This window comes from Hymenobacter swuensis DY53 (assembly GCF_000576555.1).
GTDB lineage: Bacteria > Bacteroidota > Bacteroidia > Cytophagales > Hymenobacteraceae > Hymenobacter > Hymenobacter swuensis.
The window spans coordinates 3,194,142-3,212,105 of sequence record NZ_CP007145.1 but is presented as its reverse complement, the minus strand read 5'-3'; the positions used below and the strand labels follow the sequence as shown (position 1 = coordinate 3,212,105).

The following is a 17,964-nucleotide window of genomic DNA, read 5'->3' as shown; positions in this document are numbered from 1 at the left end:
GGTTGCTGGCGGCAGACGAACCAAGTCGTCGGGAGCATAAAATCAGCAAGCCAAAAACCACGAACCAAGAGCCGAAAACCAAAAATTAAAAGCCCAGCTGCACGCCCAGCGTAAGGGTACGGTTCATGGGGTAGGAACCCTGGTCGACGCCGTAAGTGGGGTTAGTGGTGTTGCCGAAGTTGTTGGCCTCCGGATTGTACCCGATGTACTTCGTGAATGTGTACAGGTTCTGGATGCTGGTGTAGAGGCTGGCGCTTTGCAGCCGGGCTTTGTTAGCCCAGTCCGTTGGCAGGTTATAGCGCAACGTCACGTTGCGCACCCGCAGGAACGAGGCATCGTGGATGAAGTAGGAGTTGAACTGGGTGCGCAGAGAGGCAGCGGTGGTAGCCAGCGGCGTTTTGCCGTCGCCGGGGTTGTCGGGGCTGCGCCAACGGTTGGTCAGCTCAGCGCGGGCGTTGGTGCCGCCGGGTGCGTTGAAGGTGTACCGGTCGCCGCCGTACAGTACATCATTGCCCTGGGAGCCTTGCAGGATAACGCTCAGCGAGAAGGCCTTGTATCCGAAGTTGTTCTGCAGGCCGTAGGTGAAGCTGGGGAAGGGGTTGCCGATAACGCCAATATCCTGGGTATTGATGGTGCCGTCGCCGTTGATGTCCTTGAACTTGAAGTCGCCGGGCTTCACCACCGTATTGCTGGCCGTCCACTTCGGACTGCTGTCAATATCGGCTTGGTCGCGGTAGATGCCTTCCTGCTGGTAACCGTAGAACACGCCCAGCGGCTGGCCCGGCACCACCCGAATGGAACTGGTGTAGCCAAATACGGCGTCGAAGGTAATCTGCTCATTAGCACCAGCCAGGGACAGCACTTCGTTGCGGTTCAGGGTCAGGTTGGCCGAGGAACTCCAGGTGAAATTACCATCCACCATGTTGGCCGTGTTCAGCTGGAACTCCAGGCCCCGGTTGCGCACCTCGCCCACGTTGGCCAGGGCCCGCGACGAGAAGCCCAGAATGGCGGGGATGTTGCGGTTCAGCAGCAGGTCGGTGGTGTTGCGCTGATAAGCGGCCGCTGTCAAGTAAATCCGGTCCCGAAACAGGCCCAGGTCGAAGCCTGCGTCAAACTGCGTATTGGTTTCCCAGCCCAGATTGCGCAGGGCCACGCCGTTAGGCGAGAAGCCGTACACGCGGGCTCCGTTGCCGGTACCCAGCACATAGTTGGCCGCCTCCTGGTAGCTCTGGTAGTTGTAGTCGCCGATGTTGTTGTTGCCGGTGACGCCGTAGGAGGCGCGCAGCTTCAACTCACTGATGGTTGGAAACTGCTTGATGAAGCTCTCCTCCGCCACGCGCCAGGCCAACGCCAGCGAGGGGAACGTGGCGTAGCGATTGTCGGGCCCGAAGCGGGAGCTACCGTCGCGGCGCAGGGCTGCCGTCAGAATGTAACGTTCCTTAAACGAGTAGTCGAAGCGGCCAAATATTGAGGTCAGCGCGTTTTCGTTGTTGCTCAGGCCACTCCCGAACACCTGGCCGGCAGCAGTCGGGTAGTCGATATTCGTGTTGGTGTAGGTGCCCGTCTGGCCCAGCACTGTGTTGCCCTCGAAGTTATTGTATTGCGCGGCATAGCCTGCCAGCAGGGTCACGTTATGGTCGGTGCCGAGGGTGCGGTTGTAGGTCGCCGTATTTTCCCACACCCAGTTCATGTTGGTGCCGTTGATGCGGCGCGCGTCAATGTTGTTCAGGATAGGATTGGAGAGGTTGGCGGCCTGGTTGCCAGCCGTACCCAGTGTGGCCGGCACATAAATCCCGCGCCGCGAGTTAATCAGCTCAGCCCCGAAGTTGGTACGCAGATTCAGGCCCTTGATGACCTCAAAATCCAGGAACGAAGAACCCAGGGCGCGCACCACGTTGGAGCGGTCCTGGTACAGATCCAGCGCGGCCAAAGGACTCAGCAGGTCGCCGGGATTAGTGATGCCGTTGTTGGTGCCATTGCGCAGGCCGGCGTAGTCGCCGTTGGCCAGGCGGGTAGGCACAATGGGCGGCATAATCAGGGCGGCCGTGATGGTGCCGGTTTCGCCGCTCGGGCCGCCCCCCGAGATGTTGCCGCCGTTGAAGCTGCCCGAAGTAGGTACCACATCGGTGCGGGTGAAATTGGGCGCCAGGCTCAGGCCCAGCTTCAGCTTGTTACTCAGCTGCGCATCATAGTTGGCACGCAGCGAGAAACGCTCGAAGCCCGAGCCTTTCAGAGTGCCCGTTTGCTTGAAGTAGCCTCCCGAGATGTAAAAACGGCCTTTATCGGTGCCGCCCGAGGCCGACAGCTGGTACTGCTGCTGCGTACCGGTGCGAAATATCTCATCCTGCCAGTCGGTATCAGGCAGGCCGCCCGGCGAGTTGAGGTACGTTGTCAGCTCCGGCGAGAGGGTGCGGGCCCCGTTGGTGTAAGACTCCCGCAGGTAGTCCACAAACTCGTCTCGGTTCATCAGATCCATCTTCTTGGCTACCTGAATGACACCAGTATTAGCTGAGAAGTTGAAGCGGGTCTTGCCATCGGCGCGGCCGCGTTTGGTGGTGACAATGACGATGCCGTTGCCGCCGCGCGAACCGTAAATAGCCGCCGCCGCCGCGTCCTTCAGAATCTGCACCGACTGAATATCACCGGGCGGAATCTGGTAGTAGCTGTCGGGGTTGTTGAGCGGGTAGCCATCCACCACGTACAGCGGGTTGTTGCCGGCCGTAATGGAGCCCAGCCCCCGAATACGGATAACGGCCCCCTGGCCCGGTTCCCCGGAGGGCTCGGTAATCTGGGCACCGGCCACCAGGCCCACCAGAGCCTCCGAGGGCGAAGCCACCGGAATCAGCTCCACATCCTTGGCCTGAATGGAGGAAATAGAAGTAGCCAAGAGCTTTTTCTCCTGCACGCCGTACCCCACTACCACTACCTCGCTCAGCGTTTTGTTATCGGGCTGGAGCGTTACGTTTACCGCGTCGCGGCCCCCTACAGCCACTTCCTGGGGCAGATAGCCAATAAAGCTGAACACCAGCGTCGCATCATCGGGGGCCTTGAGGGTAAAACGACCGTCGGGGTCAGTCTGGGTGCCATTGCTGGTACCCCGCACCACCACGTTCACGCCCGGCAGCGGCGCGCCCTTCTCATCCAGTACGCGGCCTTTGATGGTAATATCGGCGGCAATGGCCGGGCGGCTGGCTACCGGCGCGGCCTGTAACGGGCCGCTTAGGGTCGGGCCGAGCAGGGGCAGCAACACCAGCGGAGCGGCAGTCCAGCGCTGGGAAAAAGGTAAAGAACGGGTCATGCGTGTGGGAATTGGGGTGTGACAAAGGCGGAACCGAAGGGGCGCGGTGGCAAGCGGGTTGGAACCGGGCTGCCTACCGCGAAAACTGCCCGGTCCGGCAAGCAGGCCGCGCTGTACTCCACGGGTAGTTTTCGCTCTGCTAAGTACATGACTATTCCCGCTGGTTGAAGCCCAGCGCAGCCGGTTTATCTACGTAAACGTTTGCATAGGTGTGCGTTTTTGCGCACTGGTAAGTGGGTAATTACTCTTGGTTGTCGATAGAGATAAAACGCCGTTCTGGAAATGAACAGGCCGTTTTTGGCTGTACGGGCGTAAGGCAAAAACCCGTAGCTTTAGCCCAGGCGAACCTGCGGTTTTTGCCCTTTCACCTATCTTCGGCTTCGTTACAGCGTCTCAATGCCCCCAGTAAATTTAAAGCGACTTGCGCAGGAGCTGAACCTGTCTATTGCCACGGTTTCGCGGGCCCTGCAGGATAGTCATGAAGTATCGGCGCAGACCAAAGAGCGGGTGAAGGCCCTGGCCGATGAGCTGGGCTACCAGCCCAACGCCTACGCCAGCAGCCTGCGCCGCAACATCAGCAAAACCATCGGCGTCGTTATTCCAGAGGTTAACAACCACTTCTTTTCCCTGGCCATCAACGGCATCGAGGAAGTGGCCCGCCAGAACGGCTACCACGTCCTCATTTACCTCACCCACGACGATTATGAGCGAGAAGTGGACATTACGCAGTACCTCACCGGCGGCCGGGTAGATGGGCTGCTGATGTCGGTAGCCAGTGGCAGCCAGGATTTCGGGCATTTGCAGAAGCTGTATGCCAGCAAGCCCGCCATTGTGTTTTTTGACCGGGTGTGCGACGCGCTGAGTACGGCCAATGTGACCACCAACGACTACGAAAGCGGCTACCTGGCCACCAAACACCTGCTGGATGCCGGCTGCCGCCACATTGCGCACCTGCTGCTTTCGGGCAACCTTTCCATCGGGCGCATGCGCATGCAGGGCTACCAGGCCGCGTTGCAGGAAAACGGCCTGCCGTTCGATGAAACCCTGGTGCTGACCGGCTACGGGGATGACGAGCAGAACACGGAACTGATTACCAATCTGCTGCGTAGCCGCCCCGAAATAGACGGTATTTTTGCCTCCGTCGAGCGGCTGGCCATCAGCAGCTACCAGGCCTGCCACAACCTGGGGCGGGCCATTCCGGAGACTATCAAAATCATCGGCTTTTCCAACCTGGGCGTGGCTTCTTTGTTGGCCCCCGCTCTTACCACCATCACACAGCCGGCTTACGAAATAGGCAAGGAAGCCGCCCGGATTCTGCTGCGCGCCATTGAAAAGAAAAAACCCATTCTGCCCAGCCAAAGTCTGACCCTCAAGTCGGAGCTGTTTGCCCGCAAGTCTACCGCCCGCGAGTAATCGAGTAATAGGGTTATTTCTGGAGCGTGAACAGCGGCAGGGGCTTCAGGTTGGCGTATTTGCTGCCCAACTGCTCCAACTCGGCAGTATGCACCTGGATGTAATTGTTGAAGCGGGTCGCGGCCTGGTCGTAGCGCACCCGAAAGCTGATCAGCTCGCCATCGGCCACCTGAATCTGGTCGGTGAGGGTTTTGATGGCCGCCGTCGGTTCCTGGCCAGCCGGCAGCAAAGTATATACCGCGCGCAGCAAGGAGTCCTGGGCTGCATCATAAGCGTCAATCCGCTCCGATTCCGCCATCGACTGCTGGGTATAGCGGCGGCGGGGCAGCCGGTCGTTGGCGTATTGCAGCTGGGCCAGCTGCTGGCGGTTGGTACCGGGCTGGGTTGTCAGCTCCCGCAGCAGTTGGCGGGTATCGTGCAGCTTGGCGTTGTCGGAAGCTACCATTTCGCTCCAGCGGGCTTCCACACTGTCCTGCAGAATATCCAACTGCACCTTCACGGCTTGGGCCGAGGCGGGGTCAATGGGTTTGGGGGTGCGGTTGCAGCCGATGGTCGTGAGGAAAGTGGTCAGAACCAACAGCAGAGAAGCGAGGCGCATCATATGAAACAGAAGGGGCAGAATGAAGTAGCAAGCCAACGAAAATTTTCCGAAAAACAATCAACCCAGGTAAAGTTCTTCGGCTGAAAACCCGGCGCACAACGCAGGTTTCTATAAAAGCCAAAAGGTATATAGCAGATAAACAAGGAGTAAGCCGTAGTAGCCCGGCTGCCGCATCTGGTTTTTTCCAGGTGTCGTATGACCGGAGGCCGCCGCAATTGCCTTATCTTTGTGGCCGCTTCATCCACACCTTCATCATTCTCGCGCATGAAAAAGAATTACTTACTGACACTGGGCCTGTTGCTGGCCACTGCCACGGCTTCCCTGGCCCAGGGCACCGAGCTATTTTTCTCCGAATACGACGAGGGAGCTCACCAGAGCGGGGTTACCTACGGCGGCACCACGCCCTCTACCGGTAGCGAGCGGGCCATTGAAGTATTTAACCCGACTACCAACGCCGTAAATCTGAACCCGTATTCCATCCGCCGCTACTCCAACGGCGCTACTGCCGTGTTCCAGGAGGAAGGGCTGAAGCGTACTTCGGGAGCCAACACACTGAATACCGCCGATGCCTTCGTGTATGCCTGCGGTGAAGTTACCTTGCCCCAGATTCTGAACGTGGTAGACCAGCTGTGCGCGCCGTATGCCACGGCTCCGGCCGCTACCAACTCGGTGATTGTGCAAGGTGGTGCTGCCTACTTCAGCGGCAACGACGCTATGGCGCTCGTACGCTGGACGGGCGCTAACGCCGGCCAGGGCACGCCTATTCTGGTAGATATCTTCGGGGTGATTGGTCAGGATCCGGGCACTTCCTGGTCGGCAGAAGACGCGAACAAGGTGCTGGTTACCTCGGCCAACCAGTCGCTGATCCGTCGCGCTACGGTTTCGGCCGGTACCAAGGTAAATCCGCAGCCGCAGGGTGGTACGCCCACTGCCCGTACCGGCTACAACATTTCCACTGAGTGGGAATCGTATTCCACGGCCTTCCCCGGCGGTGTGCAGGACCCCGCTGCCCAGAGCTATTCCCGCCTGGGTGAGCACAACGACTACACCGGTCCATACGGCTCCTACGCCCCCCTGAAAACCCTGGCAAAGTTCAACGCCGCCATCAGCGTATTCCCGAACCCGGCCAGCGGTCAGGCTTTCGTGGAAATCAAAGGGGCTAAAGTGGGCTCTATCGTGGTGATGAACAGCCTGGGTCAGTCCATCACGGCCCAGCCGCGTGGCCTGAGTGAGGAAACCGTGAAACTGGACGTTTCGCGCCTCACGCCCGGCCTGTACTTCGTGCAGTTCGTTTCGCAGGATGGCCAGCTGAAAGTCTACAAAGAGCTAATGGTAAAGTAATCTGCTGCCCGGCGCTGGCCTTTCCGGTTGCGCTGCTGCTTGCTGATTGTATAGGTAAAGAGGCTGTTCCTGCGTGGGGCAGCCTCTTTATTGCGTTATAGCAAGTCCGAAAACCTGCTTACCCGCTTGGCGTTGTACCTTTGCGCTCCGGATTTGAGTGGGTGCCCTCAGCCTCCGCCGTGCCCGCAGCCATATCAGCATAACCTCTGAGTATATGACCCCTTTGGATAAAGTAGGCGAGTTCGGGTTGATTCGCCGGATTCAGGAAACCGTGCAGTTGCAGCAGCCCAGCACCATCCTCGGCATCGGCGACGATGCGGCTATCCTCGCGCCCCCGGCCGGGCAGGAAGTAGTCATCAGCACCGACCTGCTGGTGGAAGGCGTGCATTTCGACCTCACGTTCTGCCCCCTCAAGCACCTGGGCTACAAAGCCGTGGCCGTGAACGTATCGGACGTGGCGGCCATGAACGCGTTGCCCACCCAGATTGTGGTGGCCCTAAGCGTGCCCTCGCGCTTCTCGGTAGAAGCCGTGGAGGAACTCTACGAAGGTATTCGGCTGGCCTGCGAAGCCTACAACGTGGACGTAGTGGGCGGCGACACCACCGGCAGCCGCTCGGGCCTGACCATCGGCATCACGGCCCTCGGCCTGGCTGAAGCCGGCAAAGCCGTGCGCCGCAGCGGCGCCGGCCCCAACGACCTGCTCTGCGTAACCGGCGACCTGGGCGGGGCCTACCTGGGCCTGCAGGTGCTGGAGCGCGAAAAGCAAGCCTGGCAGGCCGACCCCGAAACCCAGCCCGAGCTCGGCAAATACCCCTACGTGCTGCAGCGCCAACTGCGCCCTGAGGCACGCATGGACGTGGTGCACGAGCTGCGCGACCTGGGTGTGGTGCCCACCAGCATGATTGACATTTCCGACGGGCTGGCCTCCGAGGTGCTGCACCTGTGCGCCGCCAGCGGCACCGGGGCCCGCGTGTTCACGGAGAACCTGCCCATTGCCAACCCCACGCTGGAAGTGGCCGAGGAGTTCAACCTCGACCCCATCATGTGCATGCTCAACGGCGGCGAGGACTACGAGCTGCTGTTCACGGTGCCCCTGTCAGACCACGACAAAATCAAGAACCACCCCGACATCACCATCATCGGCCACATGGTGGACAAGAGCGAAGGCGCAAACCTCATTACCAAAGCTGGTCAGCCCATCCCGCTGCGGGCCCAGGGGTTCAACCACTTCGAGTAGCCCCCTGTCATTGCGAGCAGCGCGAAGCAATCCTTCCTTTTCTGGGCGCGTATTTTTGACATACTGAAAAGCCCCTGATGCCTAGCTCTGGCGTCAGGGGCTTTTCATTTCTCAAGGCTTGTCACTCTGAAAAGGAAGGATTGTTTCGCCTCCGGCTCGCAATGACAGCTAATCCTCCGGGTAAGGGATGTAGACGAAGTTGGTGAACTCCTCGTCGAGCACGAAGAGGCAGCAGTACTCGTCGGCGTCGCGGTAGGTGCTTTGGAAGGCTTCGATGCCGTCCTGGCCCACGATGCCCTGTTGCACGAACAGCTCCAGGTAGCTGGCGAATACGTGCCACTCCAGGTTCAGCTCGTCGGCGTTGATGAGCAGGCCACCCAGCGGCACCTCCTGGCGGGCAAACACGAAGATGGGATACTTGGAAATATCCCGCTTGCGGATCTGCGAGGAAGCCTCGCTCAGCGTATCGGAAACGGTAGCAAAGTCCTTGGTGATGGTGCCGAGGTATTTGCCGTTCAGTTCGGGGTCGTTGGTGTAATCCATGATGAAGTTTTATGGGGAAAGGAATGCTTCCAGAAACGTGGAAAGCAAAAGCCGTATCCTAAACCGATGATAGCTGCGTCTATATATACTATCCAGAAATCAGTGCTCAGAAAAAGCCAGCCAATTAGCACAATGAATGTTACTAGTGCATAAGCCACTGAGGCAAACAAGAAGGTGGTTTGGGTATGTGAACGACAATACCGACTTATGTATTTCTCTGGCCATTGCACAAAGAGCCCATTGGCCAGCATCATGAAAACGAACGAACAAAATGCCACAACGGTAGTATCAGCACTCTCCAAATTGCCGCCAGTTATCAATGAATAAAATACATGAAAAAGCATAGCTGTACCCCAGCCCAACAATAATGCGAGTGTAGAAGCTAGGGTATAACTTTTCATAATATTACCGCAACTCCAGTAACACCACATTCTCCACATGGTGGGTGTGTGGGAACATATCTATGGGCTGCAACTCTGTAAAGTCCTTGGTGATGGTACCGAGGTATTTGCCGTTCAGTTCGGGGGCGTTGGTGTAGTCCATATTTAGCAGGCTGAAGGTATTAGGCAAACAGACGAAATACCCAGTCAACAAATCGTTTCGGCAAAGATTGTTCCGGTGAGATTTTTTGGTCCCAGAGACCATATTGGTAAGGGACTAGTTCTCGCATCTTTTGCACAACTGTGGAGTCCTCGCAAAGGGCCGATACGTTGGCCTCAAGCTCGGTTATATATGATTTTGCTGCCAGCCCGTTGTCAATGAGATACAAGTTGTGTACGCTGTTGTGAATCGATATCCACTCGTCATCCTCCAATAGGTTAGGCTCTGCTGCCTGCAGGAAATACATACCACGATGCCAGTTGTCCCAAGTGCCCCTATAGCGCGCATAAAAATCCAGCTTCTCGTGGGTCAGCATAGCGTTTGAATCTTACCGCAACTCCAGCAGCACCACATTCTCCACGTGGTGGGTGTGGGGGAACATGTCTACGGGCTGCACTTTCACCACTTTATACGCTTCGTCCAGTAGCTCCAGGTCGCGGGCCTGGGTGCCGGGGTTGCAGCTGACGTAGACGATGCGGGGGGCGCGCATTTCGAGGAGGCGGGCCACTACGTCGGGGTGCATGCCGGCGCGGGGTGGGTCGGTGATGACCACGTCGGGGCGGCCGTGCTTCTGAATGAACTCGGCGTTGAGCACGTCCTTCATGTCGCCGGCGTAGAACTCGGTGTTGGTGGTGCCGTTGATTTCGGAGTTGATGTAGGCGTCCTTCACGGCCGATTCCACATATTCCACGCCCACAACGTGCTTGGCCTGCCGGGCCACAAAGTTGGCGATGGTGCCGGCCCCGGTATAGAGGTCATACACCAGCTCCGTGCCGGTGAGCTGGGCGAAGTCGCGGGTGATTTTGTAGAGGTTGAAGGCGCCGTCGGAGTTGGTCTGGTAGAAGGATTTCGGGCCGACGCGGAAGCGCAGGCCTTCCATTTCCTCGTGAATGTGCGGCTCGCCTTTGTAGCACACCACTTCCAGATCGTGGAAGGTTTCGTTGCCCTTGTCGTTGAGCACGTAGTTAAGGGAGGTGATTTGCGGGAACCGCTCGTGCAGGTAGTCCAGCAGCGGCACCAGCGCGTCGTGGGCGTAGTAGCACTGCAAAATCACCATCAGGTCGCCGGTGTTGGCCGTCCGGATGATGAGGTTGCGCAGGAAGCCCTCCTGGGTCACGAGGTTGTTGAAGGGCAGGTCGTGCTCCAGGGCATAGTCGCGCACGGCCAGCCGGATCTGGTTGCTGGGGTCGGGCTGCAGCCAGCAGTGGTTGATGTCGAGAATCTTGTCGAAGCGGCCGGGGGTGTGGAAGCCCAGCACGCGCCGCTCGTAGTTGTGGCCACTGGCAATCTGCTCGTTGGTGAGCCAGCCGTTGTGGCTGAAGGTGTACTCCAGCTTGTTGCGGTAGTAGGTCTGGTCGGGGGAAGGCTGAATCGGCAGGATTTCTGGTAGGGCCACTTTGCCGATGCGCTGCAGCGTGTCGGCCACCTGCTGGTGCTTGAACTTGAGCTGGGTTTCGTAGCCCAGGTGCTGCCACTTGCAGCCGCCGCAGGTGCCGAAATGCTCGCAGAACGGCTGCACGCGCAGCTCGGAGTACTTGTGGAAGTGCGTGGGCACGGCTTCCAGAAAGTTCTTTTTGGCCTTGGTCACGCGCAGGTCCACCACGTCGCCGGGGGCCACTTGCGTGACAAAGATGACCAGGTTCTCGCGGCGCACCAGGCACTTGCCCTCGGCCACCATGTCGGTGATTTCGACTTCGCGGAGCAGTTCCGCCGGGATGTTTTTAACTGATTTCCTCACAAGGGCAAAGATACTCACTGATTGAAGCGGATTCGACGGATTAATCGGATTTTGTAAACGGTAACTGGGAGGTCATGGCGGAAGATTGGGAGGTGTTTTAAAAGCCCTGAAAGTCAGGGTATCGGTTGGAGAGGGGTGGTGACAGGCAGGAACAGCACGGCGTCGAATTCCCGGCGCAGGTCATGGCGCAGGAAGGAGTTCGGGAGAGGAGTGTGGCCGACGTCGCGCAGCAGCAGGTTCTGGTAAAGCCACTGGGTGGCGGGCGTGAGCGGCACCGGGCGCAGCGGCAGCAAGGCGGGTTTCAACCCGGCGGCCCGGAAGTAATACTCGTAGCTGCCGGGTTCGGGAGCAGCTACCGGAGCACTGCGAAACGGGCCGGCGGCGGCGTCATTGGTGCGAAGGCTCCCCGCGCCCAGCAACTGCCCCACGGCCAGATATCCGGGGCCATAGGCGGCGCGCAGCCGCTGGCCGGTGCCCCCGGTAGTGGCCAGTACGTTGTTGTGGGCCAGGATTACCAACCGTCCCCCTTCGGGCTGACTGTGTACCCAGTACGTGTTTTCGGCTATGGCAGCGGCCTGGTAAGCCGGAGTCAGCTCCGGGTCGAGGGTTTGCAGGGTAACATATTGCTCCAGCACCTGAAACAGCTGCCGCTGCAAAGCTACTTCGGTCAGCAGCAGGTCGGAGCGGGCGGAGAGGCGGCTGTTCTCATCGAGGGCCGCGCGCAACTCGCGCAGGGTAGCACGCACGGCCAGCAGGCGGGCATCAGGCGGACCGGGTTGAGTGAACGGGTTGAGGCGAAGCTCAGCAGCGGGCAATTCGCGCAGCTGCTTCTCAAGCAGGGTGAGTTGACTGGATAAGGTGCCGGTTCGTTTCGGGAGCCGTTCGCGCAGCCAGGCAATGGCCTCGGCTGGCTGGCCGCTCAGCACGTCCCACACCTGCACCTTGGTATCGGCCCGCTCATTATAAGTGCGCAGCCACTGCATCAGGGCCAGGGTCTGGGCCGAATTGTAGGAACCCAGCCGCTGCAGTAGTTGCGGCAGGTTGCCCTGGCCGGTGCGCAGGTAGTTATTGAGAGCAAGACAGGCGGTCAGATCGGTTTCCAGCGCCAGGGTGCGCACGCCTTTGGTTTCGATGAGGTAGCGCAGCAGCCGGTGGCGAATCTGGGCCGTTTCGCGCGACCCGTACCCAACCTCGCCCAACCCGATAACCTGGCTGGTGCCTACTAGAGAGCCAAACGGAGCCAGGTCGGTAAAGTCGCCGCCGTCGGGCAGCAGCGTCCGTAGGGGGCGAGCGGCTTTCTTCAGCCAGGCCAGCTCGGCCGGGGTGGGCAGGGCGGCACTGGTCGGGTCGGCGGGTGGGACGTAGGGGCGGCCATCTACCAGCAGGCGCAGGTTGTCCACCCACACGGGTGCCGGCCCCGGGAGCCGCAGGCCCAGCGTGAGGTGAGTGAAAAAGACGTTGTGGGTGATGGGTAGCGCAACCTCGAAAGGAAGCCAGTCGGGGCCGGGGGCGGCAGGCAGGTTCAGGGGCAACTCCGGCAGCAAGGTCCGAGCGGCCTGCCGGGTGGTGCCCCGCGTTTTCTCAGCCAGCAGCGTGGCCACAAAGCCGGGGGCTGGGCCTGTAGCTGAGCTGCGTCGCACATACCCTTGCACAACCAGCGTTTTACCGCGCATCATGGAATCGAGCGGTACCTGACCGAGGTAAGCCGTTGGCGTCCCGGCCACGGCCTGCAGCCGCAGACTGCGGTGGCCGTGCTGGGCCGGTGTCACGGAATCGGGAGTGGCACGGTAGCGCGGGTCGGGCAGGGGAGGCAGCGGGCGTTCAAAATCCAGGTTGGCTTTGCGGGCGACGGCCGTCAGCAGCAGCGGCTCGGTGCCGGGCAGCAGGGCATCAGCATACAGCCGCTGCCCGCTACCAGATTCCACCCGAACATCATCAAGCCAGACGCGGCCTTGGCCCAGTAGGCGCAGACCCACCAGCAGCTGGGTGGCGGCAGCGGGCACGGGCAGCCGGATCTGTACGCGCTGCCAGTTGCTGGTAACGGGAGCCGGCGGGGTGTTGAAGTCGTCGTTGCCGGCCAGGTTGCCGTCCGCAGTGCCCGACTGAGCGTAGGCGTAAAGGAAGGCTTTGCCCTGAAAATCGGAGGTGCGCAGCTGGGCGCTGATGGTCACCGTCTGGCCGCGTAGGGAGTCGATGGGGGTGATGAGCGTGTACACGGCCCCGCCCACCGGTTCCTCGGCCCGACTGGCGTCGAGCAGCAGACTGCCCCGGCCGTGGGCGGCAGGCAGGAGCGTATCAAGGCGAACCAGCAGATCAGGAGCGAGGCGGGTGTGCCACAGCAGCAGGGGCTGCTGGCGGTTGGCGGCCGGCTCAAAATTGAGGTTGAGGCGGGCCTGGGCACGAGCCAACGCAGGAAACGCCAGGAGGGTAATCAGATAGAATAGCCGCATATGGAAAATGCCTGGAGTATACACAAAAGCGTCGTTCAGCTTAGAACTGAACGACGCTTTTCCACGAACCAATACGCCTTAGCGGGCAATTTCAAACCAGCCTTTGTAGCTGGTGCCGTCCTCGAGCTTGAACAGGTAGTAGTACATGCCTGCGCCCTGCTCCTGGCCGCCGAAGTCGTTGCGGTAGTTGCGGGTTTCGTACACCTGCTTGCCCCAGCGCGAGAAGATGGTGAGCGTGTTGCGCGGGTAAAGGGCCACGTTATCAATCACCAGCACGTCGTTCTTCCCGTCGCCGTTCGGGGTGATGATGTTGTAGAAGCCCAGCTTGTTCTCGAAGGCCACGCAGGCATCGTTGGAGGCCGACGTACGCGCCACGGCATCAGTGCTGACAGCCTGCACCCGGAAACACTGGTTGAAGCCGGCCGTGCTGCTGGGTAGTTCCAGGCTCAGGGCGGAAGCTGCCACGGTAGCAACTAGCTCGGCGGTGCCGTTGTCGGCTACCCGGCTTACGCGGTATTCCTTCACTGGGAACCCTTGATAAGCCGACCAGTTGACCATTACGTTGCCCACGTTACGGCCGCCGGTGCTTTGGGTGGCGGTGGCTTTGGTGAGGATGGTGGTATGCTGCTGGCTACTGAGCACAGTACCGCAGGCGTTGGTCAGGTTGATCTGATACTGGTAGGCCTTGCTGTCGGCATCCACCGCGTTATCGGTGAAAGTGGTAGCCGTATTGGCCACATTGCCCACCGTGGTGTAGGCCCCAGTGCTGCCCGCGTCGCGTCGCAGAATCTGCACGCGGTTGGTATTGCCTGTGTTGTTGGGAATCTGCAGTGCCAGGGTAATGCTTCGGTCACTGGCAGCGGCATCCACGGAGGCGGTGTTCAGGGCCACGGACGCGTTGTCGGGGCGAATGGTGAACGTGGCGGCGCAACTCTGGCTGGTGGTTTCTGTCACGCTCAGCACGGCGTTGGTGGTGCCGGCCGGTACATCAATAGTCACGGTGCCGCTGCCCTGGCCGCTGGTAATGGTGCCGCCCGTAAGCGTCCACTGATATTGGCCACCCGTGAGGGCCGCAGTGGAGAAGCTGAGACCGGTGCGCGACTCGGGGCAGTAGCTGGCTGGGCCGGTAATGGCCAGCGGCGGTACTACCAGGAAGGTTTTGGTGTAGGGCTGACCCACGCAGCCGCTGGCGTTGGTTTCGCGGATGGTAACGGTGTAGGGCGTGGCGCTGGCGGCCGGTACGGGCAGCGTAAGCGTGTTGCCGGTACCCGTGACGGTGGTGCCGTTGAAGGTGAAGGCGTAAGTGGAGTTGGCTGCGCCGGGCAGGGCAAACGTGAGGTTGCCGGAGCCGGCACACACGCGGCTCGGCCCACTGATAGCCAGGTTGGTGGCTGGCGCGGGCAGCACGTTTACGTACAGCGTGTCACTGGTGCCCCGGCAGATGCCGCCGGCCGGGTTGCTCGATTCGGTTACCACCAGCTTCACGAGGCCGGTACGCGTCCAGTTCACTTGTACGGAGGCTTGGTTGGTGCTCACCTGCGTGCCTCCCACAAGCTGCCAGGCATATACGGAGCCGTTGGTATACTGCGTCTGGTAGGTAAACGGGCCGGCGTTGATGCATACCTGCACCGGGCCGGTAGGCCGCTGCGTAGCCAGCTGCTGATTCACGCGCACGGGCAGCGTAACAGTATCCGATGAGCAGCCGAAGGTGTTCAGCTGGAACGCCTTTACGGACGCCGCCGCCGTGGCCCCGCCCCAGTTGACGGTAATGCTGGGAGTACCCTGGCCGCTGGCAATGGTACCGCCCGTTACCTGCCACTGGTACGCCGTGTTGCGCGGGTTGCGGATGCTGTAGGCCACGCCCTGCACCGTGGGGCATACCGATACGGAGCCCTGGATGCTGTCGGGCAGCGGCCGTGGGTTCACGGTGAGGCGTACTGTGTCGCGGGAGGCACAGCCCAGGCTGGTAGTGGCCGTCACCACGTAGGTCAGCGTAATCGGCGACTGAGTGACATTACGGGCCGTGAAAACCGGGCGGGCGGCGTTGCTGCTGCTCAGGTTGACGGCCGGGCTCCACTGGTACGTGTAGCCCACGAGGGCTGTGGTGCCGATAGTCACCTGTTTCCCGTCACACAACGCTACATCGGGGCCGGCATTGGCCACGGCGGCCGGGTTCAGCGTAACGGTGACGGTGCTGGTATTGGTGCAGCCCTGGGCCGTGGTGGCCGTAAGGGTGTAGGTAAACGTCTGGGCCGCGCCGGTCAAATTCACTAAACTGAAAACCGGTTGGGCAGCGGTGCTGCTGCTCAGGCCGGTAGCTGGGCTCCACTGGTAGGTGTAGCCAGTGAGGGCGGCCGAGCCCAGCGTAATGGCTTCCCCCGAGCATACGGCCCGGCTGCTGCCCGCACTGGCTACCGCCGCCGGATTAATGGTAATGCGCACCGTATCCCGACTCACACAGCCCTGTGCCGTGGTAGCCGTTACCACGTAGCTGACCAGCTGGGCCGCGTTACTGGTATTTGGGAGGGTGAGAACGGGCTGAGCGGCCGTGCTGCTGCTCAGGCCGGTGTTGGGGCTCCACTGGTAGGTCTGACCGGTAATGGCAGCTGTTCCCAGCGTTACCGGAATGCCGGAGCAAGTGGCCCGGTCGGGGCCGGCGTCGGTCACGGCGGCCGGATTCAGCGTAATGGTTACGGTGCTGTTGTTTGTGCAGCCCTGGGCTGTGGTAGCCGTAACAGTGTAGGTAAACGTCTGAGCCGCGCCGGTCAAATTCACCAGGCTGAAAACCGGTTGAGCAGCGGTGCTGTTGCTCAGGCCGGTGGCTGGGCTCCACCGGTACGTGTAGCCAGTTAGGGTGGCCGAACCCAGCACTGTCGTTTCCCCGGAGCATACGGCCCGGTTGCTGCCCGCATTGGCCGTAGCCAGTGGGTTTACGGTTACCGTTACCTGCCGGGTAAGCGTGCAGACGCCATCCGTTGTCAGTACGGTATAGGTGGTGGTCTGGGTAGGGGCTACCGTGATGCTGGCTCCTGTAAATGTCTGGCCGGTGCTGCTGGTCCAGGTGTACGTCTGGCCTCCGCTGGCCGTGAGGGTGGCCGAGGCACCCACGCAGATGCTCACATCGGAGCTTACGCTCAGGGTACCGGTACGGATGTCTACGTTGCGAACTATCGAATCAGTAGGACAGCCTAGGCTGGAAACGCCGCGCAGGGTAAGTGTACCGGTGCCTGCCGTGCCCCACAGCACCTGCACCGTACCGGCAGTAGCTGTACCCTGAATAGTGCCGCCGCGCACCGTCCAGCGGTAGGAGGCGGGAGCCGGCCCGGCGGCCGCGTACGTGCGGGGTTGCGCCCGGTCACAGATGACAGAGTCACCCAGAATGCGGTTGGGGCCGGCGGCGCGGGTAATGGTAATCCGGAAAATCTCCGAAATACTTTTGCTGCCGCAGGTATTGTCGCTCACGGTAACCACCACATCGTAGGGTGTAGCACGGGCGTTGCCGCAGCGGGAGTTCAACTGAAAGCTGCCTGTCACACTGCCCGTCCCCGTGATATTTACGCTGCCCGTCGGGCTGCCCGACGGTACCACGCCTTGGTTGCCGTTTACACTGAAATCAAACGGGCCGGTGCCATCCAAAAGCGGACTGTTTACTTTCATCGTCAACGACTTGCCTTCGGGGTCAGTGGAGGTGACGTTGAATGTAATAGGCCGGCCTTCCTCCACCGTGAAATCCTTGACCACTACCGAGGGCGGCGTAAATACCGGCGCCTGGTTGGGCTGGCACTGCCGGGCTACCAGCTGCACGTCGCGCCGGGTGCTGCCCACCAGCACTTCACGCCCGTTAATGGTGCGGTATTCCTTCACGTCTACCGCTACCGCAAACTTGCCCTGAATAGGAGCCGCGTAACGACTCAGGCCGGTGCTGGCATTCAGCGAAGCGAAACTGCCGACGCCCGGCCCAAAAGGCTGGGTTACGCTGTATCCATTGGCGTACGTAACCAACTGGGGCGGCGGCGCGAAGCCACCGAACGGCGAGTTGCCCTGGTAAGGGGTGCCAAAGGAATAAATCAGCCGGTCACCGTCGGCATCGTAGGCATTATTGATGATGATACTGGTGTCTCCGGTGCAGATAACGGCCACGGCGGTATCCGAAAAAACGGGCGACGTATTCGGAATCAGGGGCGGGGCCATGTCCGTGTACAGCGTCATGTTGGTGTTGCCGGGGTTCTGCAGGTTGGTGACGTCCACGTTGCGGGCAATGTCGGTGTACACGGCGTAGTAGCCATCAAACGACAGCGGCAGGTTCACGATGGTCACGTACTTGGCCAGCGTCACGCGGGGCGGCTGACTGCCGGGCAGCGTGCAGCCCCCGGGAGAAGGCGGCGTGATTTCGGCAAAACTGGTACGCGGCACCGTCATGGTTAAAATCCGGGCCCCGCCCTGCGACTTGTTGTAGAACGCAATGTCCACACTGGGCCGGCCATCGGGAGCCGCCGAGCCAGCTTCCTTGTTCAGGTAAACGAGGACTGTTACCTGATACCGGTATTGGGCCCCGGCCGGCCCATTGGCATCCAGGTACTTGTAGTTCATTTCGCCGCCCAGCAAGTGAGTAGCCGCCGCCGGCCGGATTCCCGCCAGCAGGTAGATAAGCACCAGCAAACAGGTACGCAGTAAAAGTGTGCGCATACGCCAGAATCAGGATAAGAAGTAAAGAGAGGGAGGCTGCCTGAGCGGCCGGCTGTT

11 protein-coding genes are annotated in these 17,964 nt (G+C 60.6%); 3 read left to right on the top strand and 8 right to left on the bottom strand.

Annotated elements, in window-relative coordinates:
- Positions 1-85: 85 nt before the first annotated feature.
- Positions 86-3,298 carry a SusC/RagA family TonB-linked outer membrane protein gene (locus HSW_RS15025; RefSeq protein WP_081768433.1) on the bottom strand — a complete coding sequence of 1,071 codons (3,213 nt, stop codon included), beginning with the start codon at positions 3,296-3,298 and terminating at the stop codon, positions 86-88.
- A gap of 396 nt (positions 3,299-3,694) precedes the next feature.
- On the opposite strand from HSW_RS15025, the gene HSW_RS15020 reads away from it, so the two are divergent.
- Positions 3,695-4,711, top strand: a complete 1,017-nt coding sequence (locus HSW_RS15020; protein WP_044002590.1) for a LacI family DNA-binding transcriptional regulator — start codon at positions 3,695-3,697, stop codon at positions 4,709-4,711.
- A 13-nt stretch (positions 4,712-4,724) separates the two neighbouring features.
- Here HSW_RS15020 and HSW_RS15015 read toward each other — a convergent pair whose 3' ends face one another.
- Positions 4,725-5,312 (bottom strand): hypothetical protein, encoded by a 588-nt coding sequence (locus tag HSW_RS15015; RefSeq protein WP_155832995.1) that lies wholly within the window; start codon positions 5,310-5,312, stop codon positions 4,725-4,727.
- Between the two features lie 264 nt (positions 5,313-5,576).
- Between HSW_RS15015 and HSW_RS15010 the strand changes: the two genes are divergently transcribed.
- Positions 5,577-6,653: a T9SS type A sorting domain-containing protein gene (locus HSW_RS15010; protein ID WP_044002588.1), complete on the top strand. Its 1,077-nt coding sequence runs from the start codon at positions 5,577-5,579 to the stop codon at positions 6,651-6,653.
- Between the two features lie 214 nt (positions 6,654-6,867).
- The gene (gene thiL / locus HSW_RS15005) at positions 6,868-7,890 is read left to right on the top strand and encodes a thiamine-phosphate kinase (RefSeq protein ID WP_044004843.1); all 1,023 of its coding nucleotides are present in this window, start codon (positions 6,868-6,870) and stop codon (positions 7,888-7,890) included.
- Positions 7,891-8,058: 168 nt separating this feature from the next.
- On the opposite strand, the gene HSW_RS15000 is transcribed toward thiL, so the two are convergent.
- The 6 genes from HSW_RS15000 to HSW_RS24810 all read right to left on the bottom strand — a co-directional run bounded on the left by HSW_RS15000 (position 8,059) and on the right by HSW_RS24810 (position 17,907).
- Positions 8,059-8,433: a hypothetical protein gene (locus HSW_RS15000; protein ID WP_044002587.1), complete on the bottom strand. Its 375-nt coding sequence runs from the start codon at positions 8,431-8,433 to the stop codon at positions 8,059-8,061.
- A 405-nt stretch (positions 8,434-8,838) separates the two neighbouring features.
- Entirely contained in the window at positions 8,839-8,976 is a 138-nt protein-coding gene (locus HSW_RS24315) for a hypothetical protein (RefSeq protein WP_197031883.1), read from the bottom strand.
- A 19-nt stretch (positions 8,977-8,995) separates the two neighbouring features.
- On the bottom strand, positions 8,996-9,349 hold the full coding sequence (locus tag HSW_RS14995) for a hypothetical protein (RefSeq protein WP_044002586.1): 354 nt from the start codon (positions 9,347-9,349) through the stop codon (positions 8,996-8,998).
- A 12-nt stretch (positions 9,350-9,361) separates the two neighbouring features.
- Positions 9,362-10,771, bottom strand: a complete 1,410-nt coding sequence (gene rlmD, locus HSW_RS14990) for a 23S rRNA (uracil(1939)-C(5))-methyltransferase RlmD (RefSeq protein WP_044002585.1) — start codon at positions 10,769-10,771, stop codon at positions 9,362-9,364.
- Positions 10,772-10,884: 113 nt separating this feature from the next.
- Positions 10,885-13,221, bottom strand: a complete 2,337-nt coding sequence (locus tag HSW_RS14985) for an erythromycin esterase family protein (RefSeq protein WP_044002584.1) — start codon at positions 13,219-13,221, stop codon at positions 10,885-10,887.
- A 78-nt stretch (positions 13,222-13,299) separates the two neighbouring features.
- Complete coding sequence (locus HSW_RS24810; RefSeq protein ID WP_081768431.1) at positions 13,300-17,907, bottom strand: T9SS type B sorting domain-containing protein; 4,608 nt, start codon at positions 17,905-17,907, stop codon at positions 13,300-13,302.
- Positions 17,908-17,964: the final 57 nt, after the last annotated feature.